Annotated in this window: 20 protein-coding genes, 1 tRNA gene and 1 pseudogene; 6 read left to right on the top strand and 16 right to left on the bottom strand. The window is 63.2% G+C overall.

All coding sequences use genetic code 11. The features are described 5' to 3' along the window. Nucleotides 1–79: 79 nt before the first annotated feature. Nucleotides 80–628, top strand: coding sequence for an invasion associated locus B family protein (locus BLR13_RS01890; RefSeq protein WP_074832103.1), 549 nt, complete (start codon nucleotides 80–82; stop codon nucleotides 626–628). A 120-nt stretch (nucleotides 629–748) separates the two neighbouring features. Here BLR13_RS01890 and BLR13_RS01895 read toward each other — a convergent pair whose 3' ends face one another. After that, complete coding sequence (locus BLR13_RS01895) at nucleotides 749–3,037, bottom strand: arylsulfatase (RefSeq protein WP_074828185.1); 2,289 nt, start codon at nucleotides 3,035–3,037, stop codon at nucleotides 749–751. Between the two features lie 156 nt (nucleotides 3,038–3,193). Here BLR13_RS01895 and BLR13_RS01900 point away from each other — a divergent pair, with 156 nt between their 5' ends. Next, entirely contained in the window at nucleotides 3,194–3,850 is a 657-nt protein-coding gene (locus BLR13_RS01900) for a TetR/AcrR family transcriptional regulator (protein WP_074828183.1), read from the top strand. 88 nt (nucleotides 3,851–3,938) lie between these two features. Here the strand turns inward: BLR13_RS01900 and BLR13_RS01905 are convergent, their stop codons facing one another. The 6 genes from BLR13_RS01905 to BLR13_RS01930 all read right to left on the bottom strand — a co-directional run bounded on the left by BLR13_RS01905 (nucleotide 3,939) and on the right by BLR13_RS01930 (nucleotide 9,493). Beyond that, the gene (locus tag BLR13_RS01905; RefSeq protein WP_074828180.1) at nucleotides 3,939–4,655 is read right to left on the bottom strand and encodes an ABC transporter ATP-binding protein; all 717 of its coding nucleotides are present in this window, start codon (nucleotides 4,653–4,655) and stop codon (nucleotides 3,939–3,941) included. Next, complete coding sequence (locus BLR13_RS01910) at nucleotides 4,652–5,419, bottom strand: ABC transporter ATP-binding protein (RefSeq protein WP_074828177.1); 768 nt, start codon at nucleotides 5,417–5,419, stop codon at nucleotides 4,652–4,654. Before BLR13_RS01910 ends, BLR13_RS01905 begins: the two co-directional genes overlap by 4 nt. Further along, nucleotides 5,409–6,398, bottom strand: coding sequence for a branched-chain amino acid ABC transporter permease (locus BLR13_RS01915; RefSeq protein WP_074828171.1), 990 nt, complete (start codon nucleotides 6,396–6,398; stop codon nucleotides 5,409–5,411). Before BLR13_RS01915 ends, BLR13_RS01910 begins: the two co-directional genes overlap by 11 nt. Then, the gene (locus BLR13_RS01920; protein WP_074828169.1) at nucleotides 6,398–7,261 is read right to left on the bottom strand and encodes a branched-chain amino acid ABC transporter permease; all 864 of its coding nucleotides are present in this window, start codon (nucleotides 7,259–7,261) and stop codon (nucleotides 6,398–6,400) included. Before BLR13_RS01920 ends, BLR13_RS01915 begins: the two co-directional genes overlap by 1 nt. Nucleotides 7,262–7,344: 83 nt before the next feature. Next, nucleotides 7,345–8,601 carry an ABC transporter substrate-binding protein gene (locus BLR13_RS01925; protein ID WP_074828167.1) on the bottom strand — a complete coding sequence of 419 codons (1,257 nt, stop codon included), beginning with the start codon at nucleotides 8,599–8,601 and terminating at the stop codon, nucleotides 7,345–7,347. Nucleotides 8,602–8,776: 175 nt separating this feature from the next. Beyond that, nucleotides 8,777–9,493, bottom strand: a complete 717-nt coding sequence (locus tag BLR13_RS01930; RefSeq protein ID WP_074828165.1) for a spermidine synthase — start codon at nucleotides 9,491–9,493, stop codon at nucleotides 8,777–8,779. 215 nt (nucleotides 9,494–9,708) lie between these two features. Between BLR13_RS01930 and BLR13_RS01935 the strand changes: the two genes are divergently transcribed. Beyond that, nucleotides 9,709–9,782 (top strand) — tRNA-Gln (locus BLR13_RS01935). Between the two features lie 324 nt (nucleotides 9,783–10,106). Here BLR13_RS01935 and BLR13_RS01940 read toward each other — a convergent pair. Beyond that, entirely contained in the window at nucleotides 10,107–11,249 is a 1,143-nt protein-coding gene (locus BLR13_RS01940) for an efflux RND transporter periplasmic adaptor subunit (RefSeq protein ID WP_074832100.1), read from the bottom strand. 25 nt (nucleotides 11,250–11,274) lie between these two features. Beyond that, nucleotides 11,275–14,419, bottom strand: a pseudogene (locus BLR13_RS42500) (efflux RND transporter permease subunit). Nucleotides 14,420–14,543: 124 nt separating this feature from the next. On the opposite strand from BLR13_RS42500, the gene BLR13_RS01950 reads away from it, so the two are divergent. Continuing rightward, on the top strand, nucleotides 14,544–15,149 hold the full coding sequence (locus BLR13_RS01950; RefSeq protein WP_074828163.1) for a TetR/AcrR family transcriptional regulator: 606 nt from the start codon (nucleotides 14,544–14,546) through the stop codon (nucleotides 15,147–15,149). A 30-nt stretch (nucleotides 15,150–15,179) separates the two neighbouring features. On the opposite strand, the gene BLR13_RS01955 is transcribed toward BLR13_RS01950, so the two are convergent. Further along, nucleotides 15,180–16,676, bottom strand: a complete 1,497-nt coding sequence (locus tag BLR13_RS01955) for an amino acid permease (protein WP_197679509.1) — start codon at nucleotides 16,674–16,676, stop codon at nucleotides 15,180–15,182. Nucleotides 16,677–17,533: 857 nt separating this feature from the next. Between BLR13_RS01955 and BLR13_RS01960 the strand changes: the two genes are divergently transcribed. Beyond that, entirely contained in the window at nucleotides 17,534–18,268 is a 735-nt protein-coding gene (locus tag BLR13_RS01960; RefSeq protein ID WP_074828160.1) for a hypothetical protein, read from the top strand. A 20-nt stretch (nucleotides 18,269–18,288) separates the two neighbouring features. On the opposite strand, the gene BLR13_RS01965 is transcribed toward BLR13_RS01960, so the two are convergent. The 6 genes from BLR13_RS01965 to BLR13_RS01990 all read right to left on the bottom strand — a co-directional run bounded on the left by BLR13_RS01965 (nucleotide 18,289) and on the right by BLR13_RS01990 (nucleotide 23,628). After that, nucleotides 18,289–19,239: a catechol 2,3-dioxygenase gene (locus BLR13_RS01965; protein ID WP_074828158.1), complete on the bottom strand. Its 951-nt coding sequence runs from the start codon at nucleotides 19,237–19,239 to the stop codon at nucleotides 18,289–18,291. Between the two features lie 96 nt (nucleotides 19,240–19,335). Further along, nucleotides 19,336–20,184, bottom strand: a complete 849-nt coding sequence (locus tag BLR13_RS01970; protein WP_074828155.1) for a hypothetical protein — start codon at nucleotides 20,182–20,184, stop codon at nucleotides 19,336–19,338. Then, nucleotides 20,184–20,909 (bottom strand): PIG-L deacetylase family protein, encoded by a 726-nt coding sequence (locus BLR13_RS01975; protein WP_074828152.1) that lies wholly within the window; start codon nucleotides 20,907–20,909, stop codon nucleotides 20,184–20,186. The genes BLR13_RS01970 and BLR13_RS01975 overlap by 1 nt, the downstream gene beginning before the upstream one ends. A gap of 112 nt (nucleotides 20,910–21,021) precedes the next feature. After that, nucleotides 21,022–21,969: a Bug family tripartite tricarboxylate transporter substrate binding protein gene (locus BLR13_RS01980; RefSeq protein WP_244525053.1), complete on the bottom strand. Its 948-nt coding sequence runs from the start codon at nucleotides 21,967–21,969 to the stop codon at nucleotides 21,022–21,024. A 46-nt stretch (nucleotides 21,970–22,015) separates the two neighbouring features. Next, nucleotides 22,016–22,888, bottom strand: a complete 873-nt coding sequence (locus BLR13_RS01985) for an amidohydrolase family protein (RefSeq protein ID WP_074828149.1) — start codon at nucleotides 22,886–22,888, stop codon at nucleotides 22,016–22,018. Between the two features lie 17 nt (nucleotides 22,889–22,905). Then, nucleotides 22,906–23,628, bottom strand: a complete 723-nt coding sequence (locus BLR13_RS01990; protein ID WP_074828147.1) for a TetR/AcrR family transcriptional regulator — start codon at nucleotides 23,626–23,628, stop codon at nucleotides 22,906–22,908. 121 nt (nucleotides 23,629–23,749) lie between these two features. Between BLR13_RS01990 and BLR13_RS01995 the strand changes: the two genes are divergently transcribed. Further along, a complete protein-coding gene (locus tag BLR13_RS01995) occupies nucleotides 23,750–24,550 on the top strand; it encodes a transporter substrate-binding domain-containing protein (RefSeq protein ID WP_091976317.1) in 801 nt (266 codons plus the stop codon). Nucleotides 24,551–24,556 lie beyond the last annotated feature (6 nt).

Genomic DNA, 24,556 nt, shown 5'->3' on the forward strand with positions numbered 1-24,556 from the left:
TCCGAAGGGTGCACATTCCGGAGCCGGTTCATTGAAAAATTCAGTCAGACTTTTCATCACCATCACGTTTGCCCTGGCCATGGCGCCCGGCCTGCCGGGTCTGGGCTACGCCCAGGCTCCCAAAGCCAAAAGCGCGCCTGCCGCACAGGCAGCGCCGGTGGCGGCGACGGCGGCTCCGGCCACCGCGCAGGCCGAGGCCGCGCCTGCAAACCCGCCCGCCGCTCCCGGCTGGAGCGCGCGATGCAGCAGCGTCAGCCGCGGTGCGCCGCTCGAATGCGCGATCGAGCAGACCGCCGTGCTGACCAAGACCGGTCAACTGATCGTGCTGATCAACATTCGCGTTCCCGCGGATACCCATGCGCCGGTCGCCGTCATTCAACTGCCGCTCGGGCTGAACCTGCCGGCCGGCGCCAAGCTGCAGGTCGATGACGGCAAGGCTACAGACCTGCAGATCCAGACCTGTGAGCAGCGCGGCTGCTACACCAATACGCCGATTTCGCCCGAGATGCTGGCGGCGATGAAGACGGGCAAGCAGCTCAAGGTCTCGTTCCAGAACCTAGCCAAGGAAGTGATCGCGATCCCGATGCCGCTCACCGATTTCGCCGCGGCGTACGACAAGATCAAGTAGGCGGACGCGAGCACTATCACCGTCATTGCGAGCGCAGCGAAGCAATCCATTTCGCGGCATAACGGATAGATGGATTGCTTCGTCGCTTGCGCTCGTCGCAACGACGAGGAAAGACCTTGCCTACTGCCGCGCCATTTCCGCGGCCCCGACGCCGTCGCCGTCGAGCTTCTGGTCCTCATGCATGTCGACCGTCACCCGTAACAGTCTCCCGGTGAATTCGAACGGCGCGGTGTAGTGCGAGACCGGGCTGGAGCGGTCGCGGCCGATGTCGAGGCCGGACCAGGAGATGAAATTGTTGAATCCGAGCTGGGTCTCGATGGAGCCCACGGGTTCACCGTCGATCACGAGCGTATAGGCCGTCACCCCGGTCCGCGCGCCCTTGGCCGGCGCCTCCTTGCGCACCAGCCGCTCGACATGCACGCCGAGGCGATGCGCCCCCGCCGGCACCTTGCGGCTCGAAGTCACGATCTCATGGCCGCCGCCGATATTGAGGTCGTGCACCAGCAAGCCGTCCTTGACGTACAGGCTGTAGCCGGTCGTCATATCGCCGTGCGCGATCAGCACGCCCTCGGCGCCTCGCTCGCCGATCTCGACATGGGCTTCGATGGTGTAGCTGCGGCTGCGGACATCGGGCGCGACATCGGTCGGCACATGGCCCATGCCGGCATGGAAGGTGAACTTGTTGCGCGCACCCTGGAACCGCGCCGCGTTTTCCGCAAACCGCGCCGCGAAACGATCGTCGAGCGGCAGCACATTGTGCTTCTCGGCCTCGCTCCACCACAGCTTGACCATCTCGGCCAGGCGCTCGGGCTCTTTTTCCGCGAGATCGTTGGTTTCGGGGAAATCCTGGTCGAGATGGAACAGCTCCCACTTGTCGTTCTCGAACGGCGTGCCCGAGGGGTGGAAGGAGACTGCCTTCCAGCCGTTCTGCCAGATGCCGCGATGGCCGAACATTTCGAAATATTGCGAGGAGGACTTTGACGGCGCCGACGCATCGCTGATGGAGCGGGCAAAGCTTTCGCCCTCCATCGGCATCTGGGGAATGCCGGCAATTTCCGCTGGCGGTTTGACGCCGATCAGGTCGAGCAGCGTCGGCGTCAGGTCGCAGGCGTGCACGAATTGATGGCGCAGCTCGCGCTTGGCGGCGATCCTGTTCGGCCAGTTCATGATGAAGGGATCGCGGATGCCGCCGCCGTGGGTGTTCTGCTTGTAGCGCCGCAGCGGCGTATTCGACGCCATCGCCCAGCCGTGCGGGAAATTGCTGTGCGAGTCGGGTCCGCCGATATCGTCGATCCGTCGTATCTTTTCCGCGATCGGCTCGGGACGAAAATTATACGGCCCCATCGCGTTGACGAAGCCGAGCGGCCCGCCCTCCTGGCTGGCGCCATTGTCCGACAGCACCAGGATCAGGGTGTTGTCGCGAATACCGGCGGTGTCGAGAAACCCGATCAGCCGGGCGAGATGCTGGTCGGCGTGGTCGAGCATGCCGGCAAAGGCCGCCTGCAGCCGCGTGAACAGGCGCCGTTCGTCGTCATTGTAGCTGTCCCAGGCCCAGACGCCGTCGTTGCGTGGGGGCATTCTGGTTTGTTGCGGAACGATCCCCATCGCTTTCTGGCGCGCCATGCGCTGCTCGCGCTCGATGTCCCAGCCATGGGCGAAGGTATCGTCATAGCTCCTGATGAGTTCGGCAGGGGCCTGATGCGGCGCGTGGCAGGCCGCCGGCGCCAGCCAGGTCAGCCACGGGATATCGGGCCGGTCGGCGGTGTGATCGGCGATGAAACGGATCGCCTGATCGACCAGATCCGATGTCAGATGATAGCCATCGGCAAACGTCCCCGGCGGGTCGATATGAGTGTTGTCGGAGACCAGTTCGGGCGCGAACTGATCGGTCTCTGCGTCAAGGAAGCCGTAGAAGCGGTCGAAGCCGCGCCCCAACGGCCAGCCGTCGAACGGCCCGGTGGCGCCGCTCTCGGTCAGCGGCGTGACGTGCCATTTGCCGACCATGTAGTTGCGATAGCCGTGCGGCCGCAGCATCTCCGCCAGCGTCCCCGCCTCGCGCGCGATCTTGCCGCGGTAACCGGGATAGCCACTGTCGAAATTGGCGAGGCAGCCGACGCCGACCGAATGGTGGTTGCGTCCGGTCAACAGCGCCGCGCGCGTGGTCGAACACATCGCGGTGGTGTGAAAGCCGGAATAGCGCAGGCCTTCGGCCGCGAGCCGGTCGATGGTCGGCGTCCTGATCGGCGAGCCGTAACAGCCGAAATCGGAAAAGCCGACGTCGTCGAACAGCACGACCAGGATATTGGGCGCGCCTTGCGGCGGTTTTGCCGCATCCGGCCACCACGGCTTGGAGCCGGCCACCGTCTTGTCGATGACGCCGCCGAACGATTTTGCGTTGCCTGCCGCCATGCTTGCCTCCCGTACCATTTGCGACCGCGGTTGATCCGCCGGCTTCGCTCGAAGCGATGGCCATGCCGTCGATGGGAACCATCCCGGGACGGCATTGCCAAAAACCATAATCCGAATTATCATTATGGATATTTTGCACGGAGATGCAATATCCCGATGCCGTCCCGACCCAGCGAATTCGACCTTCCCGGCGTCACCCCGTCGCGACAGAAGCGCAGCCGCGAGACCACCGCGGCCCTGCTTGGGGCCGGCGCGGACATGCTTCGCACCCACAGCCTCGCGGAATTGTCGATCGAGGCGCTGTGCCGGCAGGTCGGCGCCACCGTCGGCGCCTTCTACAGCCGGTTCGAGAGCAAGAACGCCTATTTCAACGCGCTGATGGCGCTGGCCGCACGCGACGGCGAACGACGGGTATCGGAAATGGCCGACGATGCGCGCGGCGACGCCGACCTCGCAACCCGCTGTCGCCAGCTGGTTGGCGGCATCATCGACTGGATGCGCGCGCATGAGGGCGTGCTGCACGCAGCGCTGCAACACGACGACAACCGGCCGGACAGTTGGAGCCCGTTCAAGGCGCTGGCCCGCGCCAACACCGAACGCGCCATCCCTCTCCTGCTGCCGGCCATGGGCAAGCGCCGCCGCGCCGCCAAGAGCCGCGCCATCGCCTTCGGTTTTCAGGTCGTGCTCGGCACGCTGGTCAATGCGATCCTCAACGATCCCGGACCATTGTCGCTGCACGACGCGGAGTTGAAGGTGCGGCTGAGTGATTGTCTGTTGCTGCTGCTCGAAGCCGAGATGAAGCAGAAATCGTAGGGCCGGTAGGATGGGTGGAGTGCAGCGATACCCATCACTCACGATCGCAAAGATGATGGGTATCGCTTCGCTCCACCCATCCTACGCATCACGCCCCGAGATACGCCTTCTGCACCTGCGGGTCTGCCGCCAGCGCCGCCGCCGTGCCTGACAGCACGCTCTTGCCGACTTGAAGCACGGTGGCAAAGTCCGAGACTTCCAGCGCCAGTTCGATCGACTGTTCGGCAAGCAGGATGGTCAGACCTTCCCGGTGCAATCGCTCAAACGTCTCATACATGGATTCGACCACGGCCGGCGCGAGGCCGAGCGACGGTTCGTCCAGCAACAGTAGTTTCGGATCGCTCATCAGCGCGCGGCCGACCGCCAGCATCTGCCGTTCGCCGCCGGACATGGTGCCGGCGCGCTGGGTGCGGCGTTCCTTCAGTTTCGGAAAGATCTCGTAGACGCGTTCCAGCAGCGTGGCCACGCGCGCCTTGTCGCGCAGCGGCGTCGCACCGAGCAGCAGGTTGTTCTCGACGCTCTGCTGCACGAACAGCCGCCAGCCTTCCGGCGACAGCGCCAGGCGCTTGCGCACGATCGCAAACGCGCTCTGCCCGCCGATCTCCTCGCCGTTGAAGCGGATCGACCCGGCATGAACAGGAATTAGCCCGGCGATGGCGTTGAGCACCGTGGTCTTGCCGCCGCCGTTGGAGCCGAGCAGCGCCACCACGCTGCCCTCGGGCACGTCGAGTGAAACATCTGCCACGCCGATCAGGTCGCCGTAGCGGACTTCGAGATGCTGGATCGAAAGCAGCGCCCCGGTCATGTCGCGGGTCCGCCCATCAATTCGACCGGCGTATGACCGGCAGCGGCTTTGGCGGCGCGGGTGCCGAGATAGGCTGCGATCACGGCCGGATTGGCGGTGACCTCGCGCGGGCTGCCGCGCGCGATTTCCTTGCCCTGGTGGAACACCACGACGCGGCTTGCCAGCGACATGATCACTTCCATGATGTGCTCGACGATCACGAGCGTGATGCCGGAGCGATGGATGTCGCGCACCAGGTCGATCGCAAGCCGCACCTCGCTCTGGGTCAGCCCGGCCATCGCCTCGTCGAGCAGCAGAACTTTTGGCTCGGTGGCGAGCGCGCGCGCGATCTCCAGCCGCTTGCGGCCGGGCGTGCCGAGCGAACGCGCCGGCGCATCCGCCAGTTTGCTCATGCCGACGCGTTCCAGCACGGCACGGGCCTTTGCCTCGGCCTGCGCGCGATGCGATGTGCGCAGGAAGGCGCCGATCATCACGTTTTCCAGCACCGTCATGCCTTCGAACGTCAGCGGCACCTGGAAGGTGCGCGCCAGCCCGAGTTGCGCCCTCGCCTCCGGCGTCATGGCAGTGATGTCGTGGCCTTCGAACAGCACCTTGCCGGAGGTCGAGACCAGATCGCCGGTCAGGCAGTTGAAGAAGGTCGACTTGCCGGCGCCATTGGGACCGATCAGGCCGAGAATGTCGCCCTGCTCCAGCGTGACGCTGGCGGCGTCGACGGCCTTGAAGCTGCCGAAGGCTTTGGTGACGTCGCGGGCTTCAAGAAGCATGGGGTGCTCCCTGCGCAGCCGGCGTCTCGGCAGGCTTGCGCTTCGCCCACAGCCGGTTGATCAGCGCCAGGATGCCGCCCGGCTGGAACCGGGCGATGATCACGATGATGGCGCCGTAGACGACGAAGGTGAGGCCTGCACCCTTGCCGCCCAGCAGATTGTTGGAGATTTCCTCCAGCGGCACCAGGATCGCCGCGCCGACCAGCGGTCCGAACAGCAGCCCGGCGCCGCCAAGCGCCGCCATGATCAGCATTTTTACCGAGATCAGGATGCCAAGGCCGGATTCCGGATCGACGAAGCCGAACATCATCGAATAGAGCGCGCCGCCGACGCTGGTAAGTCCCGCACTCAGCATGAACGCGTAGAGCTTGATGCGGCTCGCGGGTGCACCGAGCGAACGCGCCGCGCGCTCGGAATCCTTGATGGCGCGCAGGTAAAATCCGATCCGGCTGTTGGTCATCCACCAGGTGATGCCGAGCGTAATCAGGAGAACCGCGAGGAACAGATAGTAGTAGGGCAATGCCGAGATGAAGGAGAGATCGAACACCGTGCGCGGCACGGTCGGGCCGCTGAGGCCGACAGCGGCGCCGAGATATTCGGTGTTGGTGACGATCAGGCGCGCGAGTTCGGCGACCGCGATCGTCGCCATGCTGAAATAATGGCCCGACAGCCGCAGCGTCGGAACGCCGACCACGGCGGCGATCGCCACGCTGGCGACGATCCCGGCGGGAATGCCGACCAAGGGCGGCAACCCGAAATGCGAATACGCGGCCATCGAGGCATAGGCGCCGCAGCCGAAGAACACGACATGGCCGACCGACACCTGCCCGGCGTAGCCGCCGACGATGTTCCAGGCGGAGGCCGCGATCGCATAGAGCAGGATCAGCGCGCCGAGCCGCTGCTGGAACGGCGTGGTGAACACCAGCGGATAGAGGATGACCAGCGCGAGGGCGACCGATGGCCAGAGGAAACGCCGCATCACATCTTGCCCATCAGGCCTTGCGGCCGGAACCAGAGGAAACACAGGAACAGCGAATACACCACGATGTCCTTGTAGATCCCGCCGATCAAATAGGCCGAAACCGACTCGATGACGCCAATCAGGAGCCCCGCGACCAGCGCCCCCGGCACGCTGCCGAAACCGCCGAGCGACACGGTGACGAAAGCGACGATGCCAAGCGTCTCGCCGACCGTCGGCGCGATATAGAAGAAGGTCGCGATCAGCGCGCCGGCCAGGCCGGTGGCGCCGGCCGCGATCGCCCAGGCGATCGCCTGCATGCTGTCGGGGCGAATGCCCATCAGTTGCGCCGCGGTGGCATCCTCGGAAACCGCGAGCATCTTCGAACCGAGCGAAGTGCGCGTCAGCAGCAGATGCAGTCCAAGCGTCACCAGCAATGCGACGACGCCGGCCAACAGACGCGAAGCCTGCAGCTTGATACCGAGCACGTCATAGGTGCCGCCGACCAGGTCCCCCGGCAGGGTGAGGAAGTTGGCACCGAAAGCCCAGAACACGGAATAGCGCAGCAACAGCGCAAGCCCGAATGTGCCGAGAATCTGGGCCAGCATCGGCCCCTTCATCACGCTGCGGATCAGCCCGAAATAGACGACGATACCGACGGTCGCCAGCACCAGGGCCGCGATCGGCACCCCGGCCAGCGGCCCGACGCCGAGCAGCGTCCAGACCACGAAGGCGGTGTACATTCCGAGCATGACGAAATCGCCATGCGCGAAATTGACGATGTTCATCATGCCCCAGATCAGCGTGAGGCCGGATGAAAATAGCGCGTAGACCGCGCCGAGCAACAGGCCGCCGACGATTACCTGAACGAGAATGGAGGACATGTCAGCGGCTTGCGGGTTGGACGTCAGCGATCACGAAGCAACGGGATAACAGAGGCCGGCACCGAGGCGCCGGCCTCATGACCTTACCAACCCTTGTACGGAAATGCCGGAGCGGTCTTGGCCAGTTGCTTCGGCCAGACCGGCGTGTAGTTCTCGCCGTCCTGCAACTGGATCACGAGGCCCGCGGCGAGCACGTTCTGGCCCTTGTCGTCGAACTTCACGCCCTTGTAGCCCATGATCAATTGATCGGGCTTGAGGTCAGTGGCCTTCAGCGCGGCCTGGATCTTGGCGGGCTCGGTCGAACCGGCGCGGTCGATTGCCTCGGCCAGCACGAAGAAACCCTGCATCTGGCGCGCGGCGGTATCATCGAGATCGTCGCCACCGCTCTTCTTCTTGTACATCTCGTTGATCAGGAAGGTCGGCGTTCCCGGAGCCCCGATCGCGAAAGACGAGCGATTGAACAGGCCCTGCGTGAGCTTTCCGGCGGCCTTGATGAACGACGGATCGGAGAAACCGGAATTGTCGGCGATGATCATCGGCGGCTTGTAGTCCAGCGCCTGCATGGTCTTGGCGTACAGGATCGCATCGGACGTATAGCTGACCATGATCACCACGTCCGGCTTCTTGTCCTTGAGCTGCAGCACCTGGCTCTGCACGTCGGTGGTGTTGGCGGCGTAGGGAATATCGAGCGCGATGCTAAGGCCGTTGTCCTTGAAGACCGAGGTGATGACGCTGGCAACCGACGTGCCGTACTCGGTATTCTCGTGCACGATCGCGACATTGTCGGTCTTGATCCCGTTGGCCTTCATGTCCTTGAGGAATTCCAGATAGATCTTGGCGAAGTCCGACGCCACCGGCGTCACGCGGAAGAACCATTTGAAGCCGCGCTCGGTCAGGTTGGCGGCAACCGACTCGCCATTGACGAAGGGAATGCCGTATTTCTCGGCGATCGCACTGGCGGTCAGCGTGATGCCCGACTGATAGGCGCCGCCAAGCGCAACCACCTTTTCTTCGGTGATCAGACGAAGCGCCTGATTTTGGCCGACCGCGGGGCTGCCTTGGTTGTCAGCGAAGACGACCTCGAGTTTGGCGCCGCCGAGGCCCTTGAGGCCTGCGTTGTTGGTGAGCGGCAGATTGCCGAAACCGCCGCTACCGCTGTTGATGATCTCGACCGCGGTTTCGATCGCGGCCTTGCCGTGCGTGCCGGCGCTCGCGGCGTTGCCGCTCAGCGGAAGGACCATGCCGATCTTGACGGTCTTGTCCTGGGCTGAAGCAGCGCCTGCCAGCGCAACCGAGATGGCGGCAGCCGAAATCAGCCCAACGATATGTTTGAATGCCATTCTGAAAATCTCCTGGAGGTACCGCCCGGTGTGTGGCTCTTGAGAGCTCTGGATAAGCTTGGGCACAATGGCCCAGCGCTTTCCTTGCTTTTTAGCCCGGTCAGCATCGCATGGCCGGTTGGCATCGGCAAGTTGCGGCGGCGTCCGCGCGCGCGGCAATTAGTCGGGTGGGCCATCAGGCCCTTCCGGCGACATAGACCGTGTTGGTGGCGATGTGTTCCCCCGCCAGATCGTCAAAGGTCACGACGTGTGCAGCGGCGGTTGCGAAGATATCCTTTAGCACGCGTTCGAACGCTTCATCCGGAGGATCGTTCGACCACAGCGCGAAGACGCCGCCGGGTTTCAGATGTTCGGCCAACCGGGCAAGCCCGTCCTTCTCGTAGAGCGCGGCGTGGCGCGGATGCAGCAGCTTTGTCGGCGAGTGGTCGATGTCGACCAGCAGCGCATCGAAGCGGCGGCGCGGCGTTTGGGGATCGCAACCGCCGGCGGACTGCGTCATCGCGAAGAAATCGCCGTGGACCAGACGGCAGCGCGGATCGCCGGTCAGTTGTTTGCCGAGCGGCAGCAGGCCCTGCTCATGCCATTCGATCACTTCGGCCAGCGCATCGACCACGACCAGCGACCGCACGCTCGAATGTTCGAGCACGGCTTGCGCGGTGTAGCCGAGCCCGAGGCCGCCGACGACGACATCGAGATCCCCGCGCGTCAATGCCGCCAGCCCCAGCCGCGCCAGTTCGATCTCGGCGGCGGTGAACTGGCTCGACATCAGATACTCGTCGCCGAGCTTGATTTCGTAGACATCGACCCCGGTGGAAAGCGACCGGCGCCGCCGCAGGCTGAGCGCCCCGATCGGCGTCGGGCGATAATCCAGCTCTTCGAAATAGATGCTCATCCGCCCCGCCCTGAACGCGGCGCCAAGGCCGCCACAACAGGCCGGCGTTTATGGCCGGCCGCACCCTCAACGAAGCCGGACGCCCCGCTTGCCAAGGCCGGGAGCTAGCGGGTAGAAGGACCTCACTTGGACGCGATTTGCTGATCCGTCGCAAGCAATAGCCCAACGACCAATCTAAGCCATTGAATACGCTTAGGTATTGCCGCTGGAGCCGTTGGGGAATGGTGTAACGGTAGCACAACAGACTCTGACTCTGTTTGTCTAGGTTCGAATCCTAGTTCCCCAGCCAAAGTTTCCTGCTCAAAACCCTGGTCCGACGGCTGCCGGAGCGCTAGCGCTCTGAAGCCCCGCCGACGGGTCTACTTCGTTACGCCCCGGCCTTTCGAACTCGAGGCGCCTCGCGCAGCCGGGTCTCGCCGGGCTCCATTCCTCGATTGTGCCGTGTGCTGGCTCAGCCTTCTCGCCAACGTCTCCAGGTCCTGCTTCCGTCCGCTACGGAGCAGGTCCGAGAACTCCCGCGTATCGATCGACGAAATCGCGCGCGTTTCGGATGGCGGCGTCGACCAACGCCGCCAGGCCCGTCGCATCCAACGAAAAAATACGCGCGGTTTCCTCATTTGACGTCGGACGCAGAGGCCTCCTTCTGGGCGATCGGCGACACCGGCGAGCCGGGGCCGATCTTCTGCAGATTGCCTGTGATCACCCGGTCGGTTTCGACGAGGCCCTTCACGCTCACGGCATCGCCGTCCGTCGGCCCGAGGGTGACGATCTTCTGCTCGGCCTTGTTGCCCTCACCGACGACGTACACGTATTTTCCAAGCTGGCTCGATCCCAGAGCGACCTGCGGCACCAGCAGAGCGTCGGGCTCATCGCGCACATGCAGGCGAACGCGGACATATTGCCCGGGAAGCAGTGTGAATTTCGGGTTCGGCACGGTCGCTCTCGCCGTGATCGTTCCCGTCGTACGATCGACCCCGTTGTCGACGAAGGTAAGTTCCCCCGAATAATCCGCCGAGGCATCGTCGGGCAGAGAAACCTTGGCAACCACCTTGCTGGCAAGGCGCGCCGTCTGGATGACGCCGATATCCCGCTCGCTCGGATTGAACGTCACATAGAGCGGATCGAGTTGCACCAGCGTGTTGAGCGTGAAGCCGGATCCGCCGACCAGCGTGCCGACGGGAGCGCGATTGCGGCCGAGGCGCCCCGAAAATGGCGCGCGAATTTCGGTGTAGGCCAGATTGATCTCCGCCGAACGGACCGCGGCACTATCCTGCGCGACCGACGCCTCGCTCTGGCCGAGCGTGCTGGCACGCTGGTCGTAATTGTCCTTGGCCAGGAACCCGGTCTTCACCAGTTCATCGCCACGGTTGAAATTCGAGCGCGCATATCCGAGTGCCGCGACATTCCGTTGCGCCTGCGCCTTGGCCTGATCGAGCGCCGCCCGGTAGTCGCGTTCGTCAATCTTGTAGAGCAGCTCCTCGCCCTTGACGTCGGCGCCATCTGCCGCCGGCTGCGACTGGATGTAGCCGGCGACTTTGGCCTGCAGCGAGACTTCGCGGATTGACTCCGTGCGTGCGGAATATTCCAGATACACCGGGATCGTCCGCTTGATGACGGCCGTCACGGGGACCGGCATGGCCGGCGGACCCGACGGCGCCGCGGCGGCCACCGGCCCGGCACGGAGCGAGTAGGAGGCGATGGCTGCGCCGACACAGACGACGGCAGCGCCGCCGAGCAAGATTTTCCAGGCTTTCATGAGATTTCCTTGGGATTTCCTGATTTCATTCGGCCGGCGCGTGGCCCGGCTGAGGAGCATGTGATTCTTCGGATGAATGGCCGCGCTCACGGAAAGTTTCGATTGCGGCATAGAACACGGGTACGAACAGCAGGGTCAGGATCGTCGCCGCCAGCATGCCGCCGAACACGGTGGTTCCGATCGATTGCCGGCTGGCGGCCCCTGCCCCGCTCGCGATCATCAGCGGCACGACGCCGAGGATGAACGCGAAGGCCGTCATCAGGATCGGCCGAAGCCGCAGACGCGCGGCCTCCATCGCAGCGTCGACGATGCTCAAGCCTTCCTGGCGCCGGCGCTTGGCGAACTCCACGATCAGAATGGCGTTCTTGGCGGAAAGCCCGATCAGCATCACGAAGCCGATCTGCGAATAGACGTCGGTCTGCAGGCCGCGCACGAACAGCGCCAGGAAGGCTCCGAACAGCGCCAGCGGCACCGCAAACAGCACCATGAACGGCATCGACCAGCTCTCATACTGAGCCGCCAGAATCAGGAACACAAAGACGATCGCCAGCACGAACACGACCGTGGCGATCGATCCTGCCTTCAGTTCCTGATAGGTGATTCCGGTCCACTCGAACGCGAAGTCGCGCGGGAGTGCGACGGCCGCCGCCCGCTCCATCGCCGTGACCGCCTGCCCCGAGCTGTAACCCGGCGCAGCGCCACCGTTGACCAGCGCGGACGCGTAGTTGTTGTAGTGCGGAACGGTTTCCGGGCCGACGATCGGCTTGAGCAGGCCCAGTGTGCTCAACGGGACCATGCTGCCGCCTGAGTTGCGGACGTAGAGCCGGTTAAGATCCGTCGCCGCCGCGCGCGAATCCTTGTCGGCCTGCAACGTGACCCGGAAAGTGCGCCCGAACAGGTTGAAGTCGTTCACGTACAGCGACCCCAGGAATATCTGCAGGGTATTGAATACGTCAGGCACATTGAGCCCGAGCAACTTCGCCTTGGTACGATCGAGGTCGTATTTGAACTGCGGTGTTGAGGTCGAGAACGAACTGAACAACTGCATCGGATTCAGCTCGGGCTGCTTGCGTGCTTCCGCAATCAGCGCCTGCGTGGCCTCGTTCAGCGCAAAGCTGCCCCTGCCCGTCAGGTCTTCGACCTGGAACTCAAAACCACCGGTCGCACCAAGGCCCGGAATCGAAGGCGGATCGAAGCTCAGCACGAACGCCTCGGGAACCATCAACAGCTTCATCCGGACATCAGCCACGATTCGTGAAGCCGTCTGCGAAGCCGGCCGCTCATCCCAAGGCTTGAGAATTCCGAACTCCACCGCCGAATTCGATTGGGCGGCATTGGTGAGGAAGTTGAGGCCGCTGATCGATCCGACGATGTCGACCCCCGGCGTGCCTTCCAGTATTCCCCTCACCTTTTCGGCTACCGCATCGGTGCGTTGCAGCGAGGCGCCGTCCGGAAGCTGGATCACGACGAAGAAATAACCCTGATCCTCGACCGGCAGGAAGCTCGACGGAATGCGCTGTGCGAGAAAATAGGTTGCGCCCAGAACGCCAACGAATACTGCCAAGACCGCCCATCGCCATCCGATCAGCACCCGCACCAGCTTTGCGTAGCCGTGAGAGAGACGATCGAACCCGGCATTGAACCAGCGGCGCGAAATTTCCCGGGGGCCGGTGCCGCAAAAACGCGGCGCTCAGAGCCGGACTAAGCGTCAGCGAATTGAACGCGGAGATGCCGACCGAAATCGCGACCGTCAGCGCGAACTGATTGTAGAGACGGCCGGTCACGCCGGGGATGAACGCCACCGGCACGAACACGGCCATCAGCACCGCGGTGGTCGCGATGATCGGCCCTGTCACTTCAGCCATGGCGGCCTGCGCCGCCTTCAGCGGCGGGAGACCGTTTTCGAGTTGCCGTTCGACGTTCTCAACCACGACGATGGCGTCGTCCACGACCAACCCGATCGCGAGCACCATGCCGAGCAGGCTCAGCATGTTGAGAGAGAAGCCCATCACCTGCATGACGGCCAACGTTGCGATCAACGAGACCGGAATAGCGATAGTGGGGATGAGCGTGGTGCGCCAGTTTTGCAGAAAGATAAAGACGACGAGGACGACCAGGGCCAACGCCTCGGTCAGCGTGATGATGACGTCGCGCTTGGCTGCCTTGACGAACCGTGTGGTGTCGTAATGCAGGCCGTATTCGATCCCCTTCGGGAAGCGCTTCGAGAGCTCCTCCATCTTGTGCTTGACGTGCTGCTGCAGGTCCAGCGCGTTGGAACCCGGCATCTGGAACACGGCCAGCACGACGGTCGGATCCTTGCCGAACACGGCGGTCGAGGAATATTGCAGCGCGCCGAGTTCGATGCGGGCAATATCCTTCATCCTGACGATCGCCCCGCTGGCAGGATCCGAGCGCACCACGATGTCGCCGAACTGCTCGGGGTCGCTGAGCCGGCCGGTCGCATTCACCTGCATCTCGAAAGGCGTGCCCTCGGGCGCCGGGGACTGCCCGATCTTGCCGGCGGCAACCTGCACGTTCTGTTCGGCCACCGCCTGCTGCACGTCGACCGCGGTGATACCGAGCTTGGCGAGCTTGTCGGGATCGAGCCAGATGCGCATCGAATAGCGCCGTTCACCGAAGATCTGGACGTCGCCGACCCCCGGAACCCGTTTCAGCGGGTCCACCACCTGAAGATAGGCGTAGTTGCTGAGCGCGACCGGATCGACCGACCGGTCCGGCGAAACCAGGTTCACGATCAGCACGAAATTCGGGTTCTGCTTCTTGATGATGACGCCGCCCTGATTGACGATGGGAGGCAGCGAGGCAGCGGCCTGCGCCACGCGGTTCTGGACGTCGACCGCAGCGATGCTCAGGGGATATCCGACGTCGAACGTGACCGTGATCGTCGATGAGCCGTCGTTGGAACTCGAGGACGACATGTAAGTCATCCCCTGCACGCCGTTGATCTGCTGTTCGAGCGGCGTCGTCACGGTGTCGGCGACGACCTGGGCGCTCGCGCCCGGATATGCCGCGCTGACCACGACCTGAGGCGGCGTAATGTCGGGAAATTGCGAGACCGGCAGCAGGAAATAGCAGATGGCCCCGGCCAGGACCATGATAACGGCGATCGACGACGCGAAGATTGGACGGTGAATAAAAAAGCTAACCATGAAGACGGCCCGATCTTGACCCGAACTGTGGAGAAATGTTACTGGTCGGTAACGGCGGACATTACCGACCGGTAACACCGTGGTCAAGTGGGGCGGCACAATCAATATTCCTTGAGGAAACCAGATGCCCGAAGCACATTCCGACGCCCTGCGGCCGCGCGAACGAATCCTGTTGGCGGCCAGGGATTTGTTCCATCGTCACGGTATCCGCGGCGTAGGGGTCGAGACGATCGCCGAGGCCGCCGGCACCAACAAGATGACCCTCTATCGGCACTTCGATTCGAAGGACGATCTCATCGTCGCTTATCTGCAGAGCGTTGCCCTCGAGGTCGACGAGATGTGGCGGGATTTCGAGCGCGACCATCCCGGAGACATCCCGGCCCAATTGAAGGCCTGGCTGGTTTGCGCGGAGGAGTGTGTGACATCCGACGAACGCGGCTGCGAGCTCGCCAATGCCGCCATCGAACTGACCGCAGACAATCATCCGGGGCGCCGGATCATCGAGGAATTGAAGACCAATCACCGTAACCGCCTCGCTTCTCTCTGCCGCCGAGCAGGTATCTCGCAGCCCGAAGTGCTGGCCGACACGCTGACGCTCCTGCTCGAGGGCGCCCGCGTCAGCCGTCAGGCGGCCGGCAGCAAAGGTCCCAGTGCCAAGTTTACCGCCACGGCGGAGGCCGTGATCGCGACGTTCAAGGCAAAGTCAAAACCCGCCCGCAGATCTCGCTAGGCGCCGGCCGCCAAGCCACGCCGGCTGAATTCAGGACCCGCCGCGCATCTCCCCGCCCCGCAGCCTGCTGTGCTTTGCGCCGTACACGAAATAGATCGCAAACCCGGCCAACAGCCAAACCGCGAGTCTGATCCAGGTGTCGCCGGGCAGGCCCAGCATCAGAAAAAGCGACGTGGCCGCCCCGGCGGGCGCGATCACCCAGATCGCCGGCGCCCTGAATGGGCGCGGCAGGTCAGGCTCGATGATCCGAAGCGCCAGCGTGCCGATCGAGACCACGGCAAACGCAAACAATGTCCCGATGCTGACGAGTTCGCCGACAAGCCCGATCGGCAGCAGGCCGGCGAGCACAGCGACAACGATGCCACTGCCGATGGTTGAGATGTACGGTGTTCGAAAGCGCGGATGGATCTTGGCGAACGCCGGCGGCAGCAAGCCGTCATGGGCCATGGCGCGAAAAATTCGCGGCTGCCCGAGCAGCGTGACCAGGATGACCGAGGTCAGTCCGAGCACGATGCCGAGCTTGATCAGCGGCGACAGCCATCCGATTCCGATTTTGTCGATGCCGACAGCGATGGGATCGGGAACGTTCAAACGGTCGAACGGCACGATCCCGGTCAGGACAAAGGCAACCGCGATATAGAGCACCGCGCAGACGGCGAGCGAGCCGAGGATGCCGATCGGCATATCGCGTTCCGGCTTTTTGGCTTCCTGCGCCGCCGTCGAGACTGCATCGAAACCGACATAGGCAAAGAACACCATCGCCGCGCCGCGGACCACGCCGGACCAGCCGAATACGCCATTGGCAGTATTCGGCGGAATGAAGGCCCCCTCGGGATTGCCTGACGTCACCCAGTTCGCCGTCGACACCGAGGAAACCGCGCAGGCAATGAAAAGCAGGATCACCATCAATTTCACCGCGACGATGATATCGTTGAACCGCGCGGTCTCGCGGATGCCCACCACCAGCAAGGCCGTGACCGTCACGATGACGACCATGGCCGGCAGGTTGAAGATCGCCCCGGTCGACGACCAGACACCGGCATTGCCGTCATAGGCAAAGGGCGCGGACACCAGCCGCGCTGGCAGTTCGATGCCAAAATCCCGGGCAAAGCTGACGACATAAGCGGACCATCCGATCGCCACCGCGACCGCGGCGACCGCGTATTCGAGGATGAGATCCCAGCCGATGATCCACGCGATCAGCTCGCCGAGCGTGGCATAGGCGTACGTGTAGGCGCTTCCGCTGATCGGAACGCTCGAGGCCATTTCGGCGTAGCAAAGTCCGGCGAAGGCGCAGGCCACCGCGCCGAGCAGAAACGACAGCGTCACCGCCGGCCCCGCATTGGTCGCCGCCGCCTGCCCGGTCAGGATGAAGATGCCCGCCCCGATCACGCCGCCGATGCCGAGCATCACGAGATTGAATGCGGACAGCGAACGCTTCAGGGAATGGTTTTCGGAGTTTTCAGCCGCCTGCGCGGCCTCCTGCAACAGAACCGCCGTGGATTTTCGCGCCCAGATGTCTGGCAAACCGGCTCTCCGTTCTTCCAGCCTCGGTAGCCGGGCCATCGGCGACGGCGCGATCTTGACGCCGTTTGCTTTATGCCGCAACCGGCGGGGTACCGCGCGTGAAGCGATCGATCGTTCCCCCACGCGTTCGCGCTCTCGCGGCGCGATGCGCCCGAGGCTTGAGAGGCTCACCCTCGAAAGAGAGGGCGTAGGGAATGCCGGGCGCTCGCTGCACCCGCGGTCCCGCGCGCAAATGGAATTGTAGATACGCGCACGAGCATACAGGGTCAGCGGAAACACTCCGGCATCCCCTACGTAGCGGTCTTACGGCTTATGCCGTGCTCGCCCCGGCGACGAATTCGTTTTTGTCACCGTCGCTGGCGGATTAAGGCTGATCGAACCGGTTGGCCCGACTTCGCCTCCGCCAGCTTGACATCAGCAACGGATGCCAGGCCCACACGGTTTTGCCGTACGCTCAAACGTCGTTCGTTTTGCGCGCCTGCGATCCCTCACGGGGTTCAACCCGCCCTGTGACCACAGTGCACGCCAACGCTCTCGCGTCCACCACATCCCATCCCACGTTCGTGACGACGCGCGACCGCCCCTCTTGCCGGAACAGGATGGCCGGAATTAAGCAACTGATTTGGGGTTTCGGAAAAGCAGAAATTTGCACGTCGTGTTAATTTGTCGCAGGGCGACGGGCAAAGGGAAGCATGCGCACAAGTTCGAAAGCGCGGCTACACCTTCCTCGTCCCTGAGAGCTGACAAGTCTGACTCGGCACAGCATGGGGAAAGCACGCCTTTCTCATTGCGGTGGACTTCTAGCCACGGTTGAATATGCGAATCAATTAGGACCTTGAGGTTTTTCAAATTTCATCATGGCAGACTATTCTGCTTCTTTTCGGGAAGGCGGGGCACTACAATTCGATGCCGCGTCGATCAATGATCTAGCAACAGCCGCGCGCGACTATCTCGACACAGATCCGAAAGTGACAATAGAGTTTGTTGGCGACCATAAAATATCGAGCACAGACCTAAAGCAACTGCTTGATGATCCATACATTCGATCGCTACAAATCAAATTGATCAAGATCGACGGTTCACAATACAAGGTTGAGCCACGCCGATCGTTTGATCTATCGGTCGATCCTGACTTTTCATTTATGGGCGCTGTCGATGTCACGATCAGGGGAGATCGCGATGCAGCCGTCATGGTCCGCGACAAAATCGAAAAGACTCTTAGGGGGTGTTGGCTCTGGTATGCGAGACTGTTCCGCCCGATCGACCCTACGTTCGCGGCGTTTCGGTTAGTTTTTGCAACCCTCGCAATCTTCGCTTCTATTTTTGCGACTTATACCGTCATCAGGGGTTTTCCCGCCACGTCCGAAGATGCCCTTAAGCAAGGGGGTGAAACGTTACTGCTAACGCCGCTTTTCTATCAAGTGACGGCCTTCCTAAAACGGCGGCTCTTCCCCAAGCTTCTCTTTAGCATCGGCAAATCTTCGGACGCAGTGAACGCGGCAGCATATTGGCGAAACATAGTGTTTGTTGCTGTTATTCTGGCGATCATCGCGAGCATTGCGGCAACGTTGATCACTGATCGGTTCAAGTAAAGCTGACCTTCATGCCGATATCACACCGGCGGCGTGCCGTGGGTGTGAAACGACTCGATCGTCTTCAGCCCCCAGGCCTGGCCCTTCTTGCGTTCTTCCTCGGTCCAGACGATCGGCTTCCAGTCCGGCGCGAGGATGAGGCGGGCGCCGGCGTTGGCGACTTCGACGCGGTTGCCGCCGGGCTCATAGACATAGAGGAAGAAGGTCTGCTGGATCGCGTGCTTGTGTGGGCCGGTCTCGATGTGAACGCCGTTTTCGAGAAAGATATCGGCGGCGCGCAGGATTTCCTCGCGGCTGTCGAGCGCGTAGGTGACGTGGTGGAAGCGGCCTTTTTTGCCGTAGTGATCGCGGGTGTAGGCGAAGTCGTAGCTCTTGTTCGACATCGTCATCCACATCGCGGCTTCGGTGCCGTCGTTGAGCACGATCTGCTCGGTAAGCCGCAAACCGAGATAGTCCTCAAAGAAGATGCGGTTGGCCTTGATGTCGACCGCGAGGCAGTTGAGATGATCGAGCCGGCGGACATTGACGCCGCGGGCAGGAAACCGCTGCGCCTGGTTCTTCAACGCCGGCTTGAGCTCGGGCGGCGCCTGATACCATTCGGTTTCGTAATACAGTTCGACGATATGACCGTCAGGGTCCCGGCAGCGGAACGTCGGCCCCTGCCCCATGTCGCCGTCGATCCAGCCGATGTCGAAGCCGGAACCCTTCAGCGCGGCAACGCGGCGCTCCAGCGCCTGCGGGCTGCGCGCGCGCAGCGCCATGTGCTCCATGCCCGAGGTGTTCGACGCCGTCAGTTTTAGCGAATAGCGCTCGTAATCGTCCCAGCCGCGCAGGTAGACCGACTCGCCCTTGCGGCCACTGACCGTCATGCCCATGACGTCGACAAAGAACTTCAGGCTCTCGTCCGGCTTCGGCGTCAGCATTTCCATGTGGCCGAGATGGGCGAGATCGAAAATCGGCTCCGGGGTCATGTGCGTTCCCTCTCGTAGGGTGGGCAAAGCGCGGCGTGCCCACCGGTTCAAGCGACATGGTGGGCACGGCGCTTTGCGCCTTTGCCCACCCTACGGTTACAGCGCACGCGTGACGTCGTCGAACAACTCATCGACCCCGAACGCGCGCGGAATCAGTTTTTGCTGCGTGCAATAGTGAATGATCAATTCCAGCGAACGCCGCATCTCGTCGGTACTGAACCGCGGCGCCGCAGGCGCAGCCGCGGCCGACGCGTCGAGCAGCCGATGCACCTCGCGCACGGCGGCGGGATCGGTGTCGGACAGCTTCTGGCTCGCCACCACCATATGGTTGATCGGCGAGACCTTGTGTTTCGCGAACCAGGCTTTCTCTTCGGCCGCGGCATCCGCGAATAGCGGCTTCAAGTCCGGGTGGTCGGATTTTTCGCCGAGCACCGCATCGAGTTCGCCGTCGATCAGCATCTGCACGACCTGCTTGCCGGCCGGCGCCCGCTTGGTGGTGTCCTTGAACTCGGCGACATGGGCTTCCTCGAACGTGACCCAGTCGATCGAATCGAGATCGACGCCATAATCATTGGCGAGGATGCCGCGCAGCCAGGCGCCGGTCGTGGTGGTGAACGAGCGGATGCCGACGCGCTTGCCGTTGAGGTCGGCGGGCTTCAGCGTGCCGTGCTTTGCATTGTACAGCGCGTAGCCATGCTGCGCCCGCGCCACCACCACATTGGGCAACAGCACCACCGGCTTGCCAAAGCTCTTCGCCATCAGAAACGTGACGATGGCCAGTTCGGAGACATCGAACGCCGCCTCGCGCACCATCGGCTTGAAACCCTTGTGCGCCGGCGAGTAGTCGGCGAAATCCAACGCAACGGAATCGGACTTGATCGCCCCACTCTTCAGGGCTGCCGTTCCCGGATAATCGCCGAGCAAGGCGCGTAGACGCGTCGCCATCACGCCAGTTCCTCCACCGCCATCGGGAACAGCCGCTGATAGGCCTCGCCATAGGTCATGGCTTTGCCGGAGTTGCGTCCGCCCTGCACGCCCCGATTCAGCGCGACGCGTTCATAGTAGGCCCACAGATGCTTTTGCGCCGCGAGAATCTCGAACGTCTTGCGCTTGAGGTCCCAGACCTCGTCGATGTTGAGGATCACCTGCGGCTTGAAATTGCACTGCTCGGGCTGGTGCGGCTCGAACAGAAACACCGGCGGCGCGGCATAGGTGTACTTGGCGCCGGGCTTGTGGCCCATTGCCTGCGCCACCACCCGCGTCTCCTGGGCGAAATGCGCGGCGTTGGGATGATCGAAATTGTAGGGATCCTCCAGCGCGTGGGTCAGCACGAAGGACGGATTGAGTTCGCGGTAGATGTCGACCATGCGGTCGAAATGCGCCTCCGTCAGCCGCAGCGGGTAATCGCCGGCATCGAAGAATTCGATTTCCGCCCCCAGCATTTCCGCCGCGCGCTGCGCCTCGTCGCGCCGGCCGGCCTTGACCTTCTCCAGCGTCGCGCCCGCTTCCTTCCAGGCGAACTGGCTCTCGCCGCGCTCGCCGAACGACAGGCACGCGATCTTGATGCGATAGCCCTTCTTGGCGTGCAGCGCGATCGCCCCGCCCGCGCGCCAGACGAAATCGCCGGGATGCGCCGTGACCACCAGGCCGGTCTTGTTCGCGTTGGTCATGCATTCCTCCTCTTTTTGTTTGACGCGTTTTCTACCGCAGATAAGTCTACGCAATCTGCGTAAACTTGATTGTTATGCGAACCGGTGTCCACTTCGCTCGAAAACGCTATGGCTATTGTTTTTCTATTCCCGCGCGATCGATCACGTCGGCCCATTTGCCGATATCGTCCTTCAATCGCCCAAGGATCTCCTCGGGAGAGCTGGCCTTGGCCTCGATGCCGAGTTCGAGCGCGCGCTGTTTCAGCTTGATATCATCGAGCACCTCGCGCAGCGCGGCGTTGAGGGTCTTGATCACGTCCGGCGGCGTGCCCTTTGGCGCAAAGATCGCATTCCAAGACCGCGCCTCGAAATCACCGCCGCCGGCTTCCTTCACCGTCGGCACCTCGGGCATGAAGCTGGTACGGACCAGTCCCGACGACGCCACCGCGGCCACCGCATGATCGGCAATGTGCGACTGCACCGACGTATAGTTCTCGATCGCCATCTGGATATCGCCGCGCAACAGCGCGATCAGCACATCAGGCGAACTGCGGAACGGCACGATGGTGACATCGACGCCGGCGGTCGACTTGAACAGTTGCGCGGCGAGGTTCTGGGTCGAGCCGACATTGATGGTGCCGACATTGAGCGTGCCGGGTTTTGCCTTCGCCGCCGTGATGAAATCCGCCAGCGTCGCGTAGGGCGAGCCTGATTTGGTGACGAAGATGAAGTCGAAAGTGCCCATGCTGGAGACCGGAACGAAATCGGTCACCGGATTGAAGTTCAGGCTCTTGAACAGCGACACCGAAATGGCGGTACCGTTGCTCAGCAGCGCCAGCGTATAGCCGTCCGGCGGCGACGACAGCACGGCGCGGGCGGCGGTGATGCCGCCGGCGCCCGGCATGTTCTCGATGATGAAGCGCTGGCCGAGCTTTTCGCCGAGTTTTTCGGTGACGATGCGCGCCGTGACGTCGGCAACCCCGCCCGGGCCGAACGGCAGGATCAGCCGTATCGGCCGGGTCGGATAATTTTGCGCGCAGGCGGTCTGCGGCATCAGCAGCGCAGCCGCTAATGCAACCAACCCGGCGATCGATGCTTGGCGCCTGTTAATGGAAAATCCTGCCATCTCAGAACTCGAACAGACGGGCGGGATTATCGACCAGGATCTTCTGCTGCAGCTCCGGCTCCGGCGCGAACAGCGGAATCAGATCGACGAGATCGCCGTCGTTCGGCATCGCCTTGACATTGGGATGCGGCCAGTCGGTTCCCCAGATCACGCGGTCCGGCGCGGTCTCGATGACGCGGCGCGCGAACGGCACCGCGTCATGGAACGGCGGCCCGCCGGACGAGACGCGCTCGCAGCCGCAGACCTTGACCCAGCATTTCTCGTCGCGGCTCATCAACTCGATCAGCGTCCGGAACGGCAGCTGATCGAGGCCGTCGGAAGCCTTGACCCGTCCCATGTGATCGATGGTGTAACGCACCGGCAGCTGTTGCAGCATCTGCGCATACTCAGGCAAATCGATCGCATCGAAATGCAGGTCGATGTGCCAGCCCAGCGGCGCCACCATCGCCACGATGCGATGGAACACCGCCATGTCGGGCACACCGCCGAGATGGCGCACGAAGTTGAAACGGCAACCGCGAAAGCCGCCCTCGTGCAGCTCGCGCAGGCCCCGTTCGGTAATGCTGTCGTCGATATTGGCGACCGCGCGAAAGGTGCCGTTGCTGACCGCGATGGCGTCCAGCGCCACCCGGTTGTCGGTGCCGTGCACGCTGGCATTGACGATGACGGCGCGGCCGATGCCGAGCTTCTTGTGCAGGGCCTGAAAATCTTCCAGCGGCGCGTCGGGCGGCGTGTAGGGTCGCCCCGGCGCGTAGGGATATTTGTCGCCGGGGCCGAAGATGTGCGTGTGCGCGTCACAGGCCAGCGGCGGCAGGCGAAATTTTGGCGTTCGCGTATCGGGATCGGGGCCGGGAATGGTTGGCTGCTGCATCATGTGGTCTGCTGATCGCTTTATTTCGCGCTTGCCTGCGTTCGCGCATTTTTGCGAGGGGCAGCTTTTGCAGGCGCTGCGGTGGCGTTCGCAACGCCCGGGAGGTGGTTGACGTCGGGCGCCTGCAACGACGCCACCGTCGCCGCCACCAGTTGCTCGATCGCCTCCGCCATATCGGCGCCGTCGGCCTCGCCGCGGGACAGCCGCGTGACCCGCTCCGGGTTGACGAGGGTGTAATACAGCGCGCCGAGCAGAAACTGCGATCGCCAGACGATCGCCGTGCGCGGCAGATGCGGCAGGCTCTGCTCGATCGCCTCGATGAAGGCGTTGGTGGTGTCGTCGAAGATTTCCGCAATAATGCGGCCGACCACCGCGTTGCCCTCCGCCGACATCACCGCCCGCAGCCGGGTGAACCGCGCCCCGCCGCCGGCAAGATCGCTGCTGGAGGAAAACGCCGGCTGCACATAAGCGCGCACAATCGCTTCCAGCCGGTCCTGCACGTCGCGCACGCGCGTCGCGGCGACCAAGAGCTCGATGCGGCGCTTGTTCATGGGGCCGCAATGCCGCTTGTAGATTTCCAGCAGCAGGCCGTCTTTGCTCTTGAAATGATAGGTGATGCTGCCGGGGTTGGCGCCCGCCTCCAGCGCGATGTCGCGGATCGACACGGCATTGAATCCGCGCGTCGAGAACAGCAGTTCCGCCGCGCTCAGGATCGCTTCGCGCATGTTGGGATTTCGCGTCATTGGATTTGCTTTCCGCGCGCTGGTTTTGTACGTTTGTACAAAATATAAGGTCTGGTCAACAAAAATCCGGACCGGCGCGGCCGCCTCATCGCCGCGATCTGGGATGACAAGGAGTTTTGGGATGCGCGGTGCCGTCGTTGCGTTGCTGATCGTTGCGGGATCGCTGGCCTGGCGCGGCGCGCCCGCCATCGCGGCCGATCCGGAACCGCGCGCGATCCTGGCGCCGACGGGCGTGTTGAGGGCCGCGCTCTATACGGGGACCCCGACCTCGATCCTGCCGGATCCGAAAGCGGGCGGCCCGCGTGGCGTCGGTTACGATCTCGGCAAGGAACTCGCCAGGCGCCTCGGCGTCCCCTACCAGCCGGTGGTGTTTTCCAAGAACGCCGATGTCCTTGCCGCGATCAAGAATGGCACCGCCGACGTCGCCTTCACCAACAGCTCGTCGGCGGCGCGCGCCAAGGACATGGATTTCGGTCCGCCTTTCATGGACGTCGAACTCGGCTACCTCGTCCCCAAGGGGTCCATGCTGGCAACCGTCGCCGAGGTCGATGCTGCCGGACTTCGCGTCGGCGTCACGGCGGGAAGCTCCTCGGAGGCGACCCTGACCCGCGACTTCAAGCACGCCGAAGTCGTTCGCGTCACCAACTTCGATGCCGGAATTGAAATGATGACAACCGGCACGCTCAACGCCTATGCCACCAACAAGGCCTCGCTGTTCGAGATGGCCGAAAAACTGCCGGGATCGAAAGTGCTCGACGGCCGCTGGGGGGTCGAGCACTTTGCCGCCGCCATTCCCAAAGGACGCGACCAGGGCATGGCGTTCCTGCGGCAGTTCACAGTTGACGTGAAGTCGGAAGGGCTGGTCAACGCGGCGATCGCGCGGGCCGGTTTGCGTGGCGCCGTGACGTCGGCGGCGGAGTAGCCAAAA

The sequence above is a fragment of the Bradyrhizobium ottawaense genome (assembly GCF_900099825.1).
GTDB lineage: Bacteria > Pseudomonadota > Alphaproteobacteria > Rhizobiales > Xanthobacteraceae > Bradyrhizobium > Bradyrhizobium ottawaense_A.

What these genes read in the sequence shown, in the direction of transcription:
- BLR13_RS01890 (WP_074832103.1), top strand. Translation starts at nt 80, where the DNA reads ATGGCGCCCGGCCTGCCGGGTCTGGGCTACGCCCAGGCTCCCAAAGCC.
- BLR13_RS01895 (WP_074828185.1), bottom strand. Translation starts at nt 3,037, where the DNA reads ATGGCGGCAGGCAACGCAAAATCGTTCGGCGGCGTCATCGACAAGACG.
- BLR13_RS01900 (WP_074828183.1), top strand. Translation starts at nt 3,194, where the DNA reads ATGCCGTCCCGACCCAGCGAATTCGACCTTCCCGGCGTCACCCCGTCG.
- BLR13_RS01905 (WP_074828180.1), bottom strand. Translation starts at nt 4,655, where the DNA reads ATGACCGGGGCGCTGCTTTCGATCCAGCATCTCGAAGTCCGCTACGGC.
- BLR13_RS01910 (WP_074828177.1), bottom strand. Translation starts at nt 5,419, where the DNA reads ATGCTTCTTGAAGCCCGCGACGTCACCAAAGCCTTCGGCAGCTTCAAG.
- BLR13_RS01915 (WP_074828171.1), bottom strand. Translation starts at nt 6,398, where the DNA reads ATGCGGCGTTTCCTCTGGCCATCGGTCGCCCTCGCGCTGGTCATCCTC.
- BLR13_RS01920 (WP_074828169.1), bottom strand. Translation starts at nt 7,261, where the DNA reads ATGTCCTCCATTCTCGTTCAGGTAATCGTCGGCGGCCTGTTGCTCGGC.
- BLR13_RS01925 (WP_074828167.1), bottom strand. Translation starts at nt 8,601, where the DNA reads ATGGCATTCAAACATATCGTTGGGCTGATTTCGGCTGCCGCCATCTCG.
- BLR13_RS01930 (WP_074828165.1), bottom strand. Translation starts at nt 9,493, where the DNA reads ATGAGCATCTATTTCGAAGAGCTGGATTATCGCCCGACGCCGATCGGG.
- BLR13_RS01940 (WP_074832100.1), bottom strand. Translation starts at nt 11,249, where the DNA reads ATGAAAGCCTGGAAAATCTTGCTCGGCGGCGCTGCCGTCGTCTGTGTC.
- BLR13_RS01950 (WP_074828163.1), top strand. Translation starts at nt 14,544, where the DNA reads ATGCCCGAAGCACATTCCGACGCCCTGCGGCCGCGCGAACGAATCCTG.
- BLR13_RS01960 (WP_074828160.1), top strand. Translation starts at nt 17,534, where the DNA reads ATGGCAGACTATTCTGCTTCTTTTCGGGAAGGCGGGGCACTACAATTC.
- BLR13_RS01965 (WP_074828158.1), bottom strand. Translation starts at nt 19,239, where the DNA reads ATGACCCCGGAGCCGATTTTCGATCTCGCCCATCTCGGCCACATGGAA.
- BLR13_RS01970 (WP_074828155.1), bottom strand. Translation starts at nt 20,184, where the DNA reads ATGGCGACGCGTCTACGCGCCTTGCTCGGCGATTATCCGGGAACGGCA.
- BLR13_RS01975 (WP_074828152.1), bottom strand. Translation starts at nt 20,909, where the DNA reads ATGACCAACGCGAACAAGACCGGCCTGGTGGTCACGGCGCATCCCGGC.
- BLR13_RS01985 (WP_074828149.1), bottom strand. Translation starts at nt 22,888, where the DNA reads ATGATGCAGCAGCCAACCATTCCCGGCCCCGATCCCGATACGCGAACG.
- BLR13_RS01990 (WP_074828147.1), bottom strand. Translation starts at nt 23,628, where the DNA reads ATGACGCGAAATCCCAACATGCGCGAAGCGATCCTGAGCGCGGCGGAA.
- BLR13_RS01995 (WP_091976317.1), top strand. Translation starts at nt 23,750, where the DNA reads ATGCGCGGTGCCGTCGTTGCGTTGCTGATCGTTGCGGGATCGCTGGCC.